6 protein-coding genes and 1 pseudogene are annotated in these 6,157 nt (G+C 75.8%); 5 read left to right on the top strand and 2 right to left on the bottom strand.

Going from position 1 to position 6,157, the window contains the following annotated elements:
• Window positions 1–134: 134 nt before the first annotated feature.
• A pseudogene (locus ABZ885_RS33560) lies at window positions 135–728 on the bottom strand (endonuclease); the annotation flags it as partial.
• A gap of 66 nt (window positions 729–794) precedes the next feature.
• Between ABZ885_RS33560 and murQ the strand changes: the two are divergent.
• The 3 genes from murQ (at window position 795) to ABZ885_RS33545 (ending at window position 3,243) form a co-directional block, all read left to right on the top strand.
• Window positions 795–1,781, top strand: coding sequence for an N-acetylmuramic acid 6-phosphate etherase (gene murQ / locus ABZ885_RS33555; RefSeq protein ID WP_360197199.1), 987 nt, complete (start codon window positions 795–797; stop codon window positions 1,779–1,781).
• A gap of 297 nt (window positions 1,782–2,078) precedes the next feature.
• The gene (locus ABZ885_RS33550; RefSeq protein WP_360197197.1) at window positions 2,079–2,465 is read left to right on the top strand and encodes a hypothetical protein; all 387 of its coding nucleotides are present in this window, start codon (window positions 2,079–2,081) and stop codon (window positions 2,463–2,465) included.
• Window positions 2,466–2,619: 154 nt separating this feature from the next.
• A complete protein-coding gene (locus ABZ885_RS33545) occupies window positions 2,620–3,243 on the top strand; it encodes a histidine phosphatase family protein (protein WP_360197194.1) in 624 nt (207 codons plus the stop codon).
• Window positions 3,244–3,301: 58 nt separating this feature from the next.
• Here ABZ885_RS33545 and ABZ885_RS33540 read toward each other — a convergent pair whose 3' ends face one another.
• The gene (locus ABZ885_RS33540; RefSeq protein ID WP_360197191.1) at window positions 3,302–3,982 is read right to left on the bottom strand and encodes a TetR/AcrR family transcriptional regulator C-terminal domain-containing protein; all 681 of its coding nucleotides are present in this window, start codon (window positions 3,980–3,982) and stop codon (window positions 3,302–3,304) included.
• 135 nt (window positions 3,983–4,117) lie between these two features.
• Here ABZ885_RS33540 and ABZ885_RS33535 point away from each other — a divergent pair, with 135 nt between their 5' ends.
• Both ABZ885_RS33535 and ABZ885_RS33530 read left to right on the top strand, forming a co-directional pair.
• The gene (locus ABZ885_RS33535; protein ID WP_360197188.1) at window positions 4,118–5,524 is read left to right on the top strand and encodes an MFS transporter; all 1,407 of its coding nucleotides are present in this window, start codon (window positions 4,118–4,120) and stop codon (window positions 5,522–5,524) included.
• A gap of 101 nt (window positions 5,525–5,625) precedes the next feature.
• On the top strand, window positions 5,626–6,157 hold a 532-nt coding region (locus tag ABZ885_RS33530; protein ID WP_360197185.1), incomplete at its 3' end, for a DUF2231 domain-containing protein.

The raw sequence follows: 6,157 nt of genomic DNA, 5'->3' as shown, positions 1-6,157 counted from the left end.
CTTTCTCGTCGATCCAGATGTACTGCTCGGGGCGCCCCGTCTCCAGAGCCAGGATGGCGAGATGGGCCGCGCGGGCCACGAAGGGATGCAGGCGCCGCCGCCAGCTCACGCGGCTCGGCGTGCGCCAGGCCGGCCCTGGTCAGGGCGGCGGCGAGCCGGGCCAGCTCGCCGGGACGCACCAGGGCCGACAGGCCGTCAGCGGTGTGCGGCAGTCCGAGGTCCGCGGCCGCCCCGCACGCGCGCTCGTCGACGAAGGGCCGCAGGCCGGGCCAGACCGCCTGGGCCTCCCGGCAGAAGATCCGCGCCCCGACCGGCCCGATCCGGGGGAACTCGCGGAGCAGCTCCATGATCCGGCCGGGGTCGCCGTCGGCCTCGTCGCGCAACCGCCGGAGGTCGCCGTGCCACCGGTCGATCAGCAGGTCGGCGCCGCGGCCGAGCGCGGTCGCGGTGCTCTCGTCGTACCGGACGTAATGGGCGCGGCCCAGCGCGTCCACCCGGGACTGCCAGGAGCCCTCGGTCATCGCGCGCGGCGTCCGCAACCCGGCCGCGAAGAGCTCCCGGGCCGCGGCGACGGCGGTGGCGGCGCTGATCCGGACCGAGCAGAGCACCGTCAGGACGAGCAACTGGTAGAGCGGCGCCGGGGTGTCGCGCAGCGTGATGCCCGCCTCGTCCGCATAGGTCTGCCCGTACCGCTCCAGCAGGGCGGCCACGGTCTCCTGGTGATTCATGACGCGCCTCCCTCGTCCGGACGCTTGCCCTGGTTCACGCCGGCCATGCACGGGGAGGAGGGCGTCATGGAGAACCACCCGCCGACCGCACCACCGGCCCCGACCCCCGCACCCGCACCCGCACCCGCACCACCGACCGCCACCCCATCGGCACCCGCACCACCGACCGAGGCGGTGCGCCCGGAGTGGGCCGGGATCGACCGGCTGCCGACGCTCGGCCTGCTGCGGCTGATGAACGCCGAGGACCGCACCGTCGCCGAGGCGGTCGGCGGCCGGCTGGCGGAGATCGCGGCCGTGGTCGACGCCGTCGCCGAGCGGATGGACCGGGGCGGGCGGCTGGTCTACGCGGGCGCAGGGACCGCGGGACGGCTCGGGGTGCTGGACGCCAGCGAGTGTCCGCCGACCTTCGCCACCGCTCCCGGGCAGGTGGTGGGCCTGCTCGCGGGCGGGGCACCGGCCCTGGTCAGCGCGGTCGAGGGAGCCGAGGACCGGCCGGAGCTCGCCGCCGCCGACCTGGCGGCGCTCGCCCTGACTCCGGCCGACAGCGTGGTGGGCGTCTCGGCCTCCGGCCGGACCCCGTACACGGTCGCCGCCGTCCGGCAGGCCCGTGCGGCCGGGGCACTGACCGTCGGACTGGCCTGCAACCGCGGCTCGGCGCTGGTGGCCGCGGCGGACCTGGGCATCGAGGTGGAGGTCGGCCCCGAGGTGGTGGCGGGCTCGACGCGGCTCAAGGCGGGGACGGCCCAGAAGCTGGTGCTGAACCTGATCTCGACGGCCGTCATGGTCCGCCTCGGCAAGACGTACGGAAATCTGATGGTCGACGTGCGGGCCGGCAACGACAAGCTCCGCGACCGGGCGCGCAGGATCGTCGCCGAGGCCACGGGCGCCGACGACGCCACCGTCCGGTCCGCGCTGGCCGCGACCGACGGCCGGGCGAAGGACGCGATCCTGGTCGTCCTCGCCGACGTGGACGCGCCGGAGGCCGGACGGCTGCTCGCCGCCTCGGCCGGACGACTCCGCGAGGCGCTGGAATCCGTGGGGCGGCAGGCCTGACGTGCAGGGCCCCGTCCCGGAGGACGTGCCGGCCGGGACGCACGGAGGGGCCAGGCCCGGCAGCCCGGCCTTGTCATTACCGAGCCACTGAGGTATACGAACCAGTGGGTGGGAATGCGCGCCGGACGGCGACGGGCGCCGCCGCCCGCCATCCCACCGGCCCTACCCCCGGCCCTGCTCCACCGGCCCTGCTCCGCAGCACCCGAGCAGTACGACGGCAGCGGAGCCCACAGCGCAGGAACGGCAGCACACCGCCACAGCGGAACACCGCCACACCGACACCGGAAGGAATCGGAGATGATCACCGAACTTGCCGTGGAGCGGGTCGAGTTCACCTGCGGCCACTGCTGGCACCCCTGGAGCGCGGACTACGACGTGCAGCACGTCCGCGACGAGGACGGCACCGACTGGGAGTACTTCTCCCTCAACGGCATCCCCGTCACCTCACCGTACGTGCCGGACGGCGCCCAGGCCTGCCCCGAGTGCCACCGGCACTGGGTCGGCCACCTCGCCGCCCGCCGGCTCGTACCGCTCGTTCCCGCCGAGGAGAACGCACCGCGGAGCCGGATCAGCGAGCCGGCCACCTACCGGCCGGAGCGGCACGCCGCTCCGATGCTGTCCGCCACCTCCCACCACCAGCCGACGGAGGAGCAGCTGTCGGCGGCGGGCGGCCGCGAGGCCTGAACCCGCAGCAGGCCCCCAGCCCCAGCCCACGACCGGCCGGACGGAGCTGGACCGCCGGACGACCGACCGGACGAGGAACCGGCGCAGGCGGGAACGGCGTCACCCCAGGACGACGCACAAGATCGCGAAGAGGCACGGCAGAGGAGTCCTGGGCATGACGGGAACGGCCACCCGCTACCTGTACCTGGTGCGCCACGGCGAGGCACTGCCCGACGAGAGCGGCCTGTCGGAGAACGGACGCCGGCAGGCCGCCCTGCTCGGCCGCCGACTGGCGGACCGCCCCATCTCGGTGGTGCACCACGGACCGCTCCCCCGGGCCACGCAGACCGCGCAGCTGATCGGCGAGCACCTGGACGGTGCCGCTCTCACCGTTTCCGAGCCTGCGGGCGACTACGTCCCGTACATCCCCGACCGGGCCGAACTGCCGCCCGACTCCGCCGACTTCCTCCTCCGCTTCCTCTCCGGCGCCACGCCCGGGGAGCGGGAGCGCGGACCGGTGCTGGCGCGTCAGGCCGTGGAGCGGTTCACCGGCCCGGCGCCCGGCGACGAGGAGCGCCACGAGCTGGTCGTCACGCACAACTTCCTGGTCGGCTGGCTGGTCCGGCACGCCACCGACGCCCCGGCGTGGCGCTGGCTCGGCCTCAATCACGGCAACGCGGCACTGACCGTCATCCGCTACGCGCCGGGGCGGCCGTCCTCGGTCCTGGTCCACAACGACACCCGCCATCTGCCCGCCGAGCTGCGCTGGACCGGCTTTCCGCCCGAGCTGCGGATCTGACCCGAAGCCGCCGGACCGCACGGCAACGGCGGTCCGGCGCTCGATGAACACGGCCACGTCACGGCAAGGGCTCGCCCGCTCCCCCGGTGCCACCCGCCACCGCCCCCTCCCGGGCGGCCTCCTGCGCGATCGCGCCGCGGAAGCCCTCGATCAGGACCCGCAGTCCGTACTCGAAGTCGGCGTCGTGGTCGGTCATCCGCAGGACGTCGGCGGCCTCGCGCAGCAGCGGCAGCCCCGCCAGCGCCTCGTCGGGGAAGGCCGGCCGGGCGTGGTCGTCGGCGTCCTGGCGCCAGGCCTGCTCCTCGGCCACCCAGCCCATCACGTAGCGGTCGACGGTGAGCAGCAGCCGTAGGGCGGTCCGCGGGCACAGTCCGGCCCCGCAGAGCGCGCCCACCTGGGCCTCGACGGCGGGGAGTTCGTCCACCGTGGGCAGGGTGCCGGCGTGGACGCGGGCGCCGTCGCGGTAGGCGAGCAGGGCGCGGCGCTTGGCCCGGGCGTCCGCGGCGATCCAGGCGGGCCAGTCCGCGGCCGAGGGCGCGCGGTCGGGCGGAAGGGCTTCGGCCAGCATGGCCTCCGCCATCAGGTCCAGCAGTTCCCGCTTGCTCTTGAAGTGCCAGTACAGCGCCGGGGACTGGACGCCGAGTTCCCGGGCGAGCCGGCGGGTGGTGAGTCCGTCGATGCCGACCTCGTTGAGCAGGCGCAGGGCGGTCCGGACCACCTCGTCGCGTTGCAGTGCCATGCCGTCCGGGGCCTCCCGCCCTCGTTCGCCGCCGCCTCGGCCGCCGCCTGTTAATCGTTTGGCGACCCACCTTATCGCTGCTAAGTTCCCGCTCGGAATTTATCAGTGATAAGGACGAACGGAGCCGATCCCCCGATGCCGATGCGCACCAGCACCAGCACCAGCACCAGCCCCCGCAAGGGCCGCCCCCGGTTCCGGCTCCTGCCACCCCGGTTACTGCCGTCCCGGGCCCTGCTGTCGCGGCTGCTGCCGAACACCGCCCCCTGGCGGTCGTCCCGCGACTTCCGGCTGATCTGGAGCTCCGGGGCCGTCACGCTGCTGGGCTCGGTCTTCACCATGACCGCGATCCCGCTGCAGATCGCCGACCTCACCGGCTCGCCGCTGGCCGTCGGCGCGGTCGGCGCGGTGGAGCTGGTCCCGACGGTCGTGTTCGGCCTCTACGGCGGGGTGCTCGCCGACCGGGCCGACCGGCGGACCGTCGCCCTGCTGACGGAGCTCGCGCTGGCCGGGCTGAGCGCGCTGCTGCTGGCCAACGCGCTGCTCGGCACGCCGATGCTCTGGCCGCTCTACGCCGCCGCCGGTTGCGCGGCCGCGCTCCAGGGGCTCCAGCAGCCCTCGGTGGAGGCGATGGTCCCGCGGCTGGTGCCGCACGACCAGCTGGTCGCGGCGGGCTCACTGCTCTCGCTGCGCTGGAGCATCGCCGGGCTGGCCGGGCCGGCCGCGGCCGGCGTGGTGGTCGCCGCCGCGGGCGTGCCGGCCGCATACCTGGTCGACCTGGCGACCTTCCTGGTCTCGCTCGCCCTGCTCGCCGGGGTCCGCCCGGTGCCGTCGGCCCGTGACGCCGAGGCGCCGCAGCTGCACGCGTTCACCGAGGGCGTGCGGTACACCGCGCGGCGGCCCGAGCTGGTCGGCACCTACCTGGCCGACCTGGCGGCCACCGTGTTCGCCCTGCCGACGGCGCTGTTCCCGTTCCTCGCCGCGGAGCTGGACGCGCGGTGGGCGCTCGGTCTGCTCTACTCGGCCGCCGCGGCGGGCGGGCTGCTGGCCGCCGCGACCGGCGGGTGGACCGAACGGGTGGCGCGGCACGGCTGCCCGGTCCTGCTCTCCGCCGCGCTGGTCGGGGCGGCGATGGTCACGGCCGCGTTCTGCCGGAACGTGTGGGCGCTGCTGCTCTGCCTGGCCGCCGCGGGCGCCGCCGCCTGGGTCGGCGACACCTTCCGCGCCGCGATCTGGAACCAGTCGGTCCCCGACGGACTGCGCGGCCGCACGGCCGGGCTCGAGGTGTTGGTCGGCTCGGCCGGCCCGGCCCTCGGGGACATCCGGGCCGGCGGGCTCGCCGCCCGCCAGGGCATCCGGGCCGCGCTCCGCTCCGGCGGCCTGCTCTGTCTCGCCTCCACCGGGGTGCTCACCGCCGCCCTCCCCGCCCTCTGGCGCTACGACCGGCGCACCGACCCGCACGTGGCGGCGGCCCTCGCCACGGGCGCCGACCGGGAAACCGGGGACTGCGCACCCCGCGCCCGCGCACCGGAGGGGGCCGCCTGAACCGCAGGCGCCAACCGCGGGCGTCTACCCGTCCGAGCGCCGCCCAGTCCTTTCCTTCCCCCGGGACGTTTGGGCGGGCGGCCAACGGCTAGCCGCCCGGCATGGACACCTTCACGCACACCTCCCCCTGGTCCCGTCGGCTGCGCACCGCCCTCGACGCGCCCACCTCCTGGAGCTTCCTGGACGCACCGGCCGGGCCGTTGCACGACCTCGTCATCGGACTGCCGCTCGGCCCCTACCGGGACGCCCTGCACGGGGTCTGGCTCGGGCACCCGCTGCACCCGGCGCTGGTGCAGGTCCCGATCGGCTGCTGGTTCTCGGCCGGCCTGCTCGACGCCACCGGCGAACGTCGGGCCGCGGACGTCCTGGTCGCCGCCGGCCTGGTCACGGTGGGGCCCGCCGCGCTGGCCGGCTGGGTGGACTGGGCGAAACTCGACCCGCCGCGCCGCCGCACCGGGCTGGTCCACGCGGTGGCCGTCAACTCCGGCGTCCTGCTGTACGCGGGATCGCTGCTGGCCCGCGGCCGCGGCCGTCGGACGGCCGGGCGGCTGCTCGGATGGGCCGGCCTGACCGCCGTCTCGGCCGGTGCGGCGCTCGGCGGCCACCTCGCCTACCGGCTGGCGGCCGGGCCGA

Origin of the sequence: Kitasatospora sp. NPDC047058, assembly GCF_040643935.1 — a bacterium.
Lineage (GTDB): Bacteria > Actinomycetota > Actinomycetes > Streptomycetales > Streptomycetaceae > Kitasatospora.
The sequence above is the reverse complement of the archived record's forward strand: the minus strand, read 5'-3'. Positions and strand labels throughout refer to the sequence as shown.

Excerpts from the sequence above, each read along its gene's own strand:
- murQ (WP_360197199.1), top strand. The coding sequence starts at position 795 with ATGGAGAACCACCCGCCGACCGCACCACCGGCCCCGACCCCCGCACCC.
- ABZ885_RS33540 (WP_360197191.1), bottom strand. The coding sequence starts at position 3,982 with ATGGCACTGCAACGCGACGAGGTGGTCCGGACCGCCCTGCGCCTGCTC.
- ABZ885_RS33535 (WP_360197188.1), top strand. The coding sequence starts at position 4,118 with ATGCCGATGCGCACCAGCACCAGCACCAGCACCAGCCCCCGCAAGGGC.
- ABZ885_RS33550 (WP_360197197.1), top strand. The coding sequence starts at position 2,079 with ATGATCACCGAACTTGCCGTGGAGCGGGTCGAGTTCACCTGCGGCCAC.
- ABZ885_RS33545 (WP_360197194.1), top strand. The coding sequence starts at position 2,620 with ATGACGGGAACGGCCACCCGCTACCTGTACCTGGTGCGCCACGGCGAG.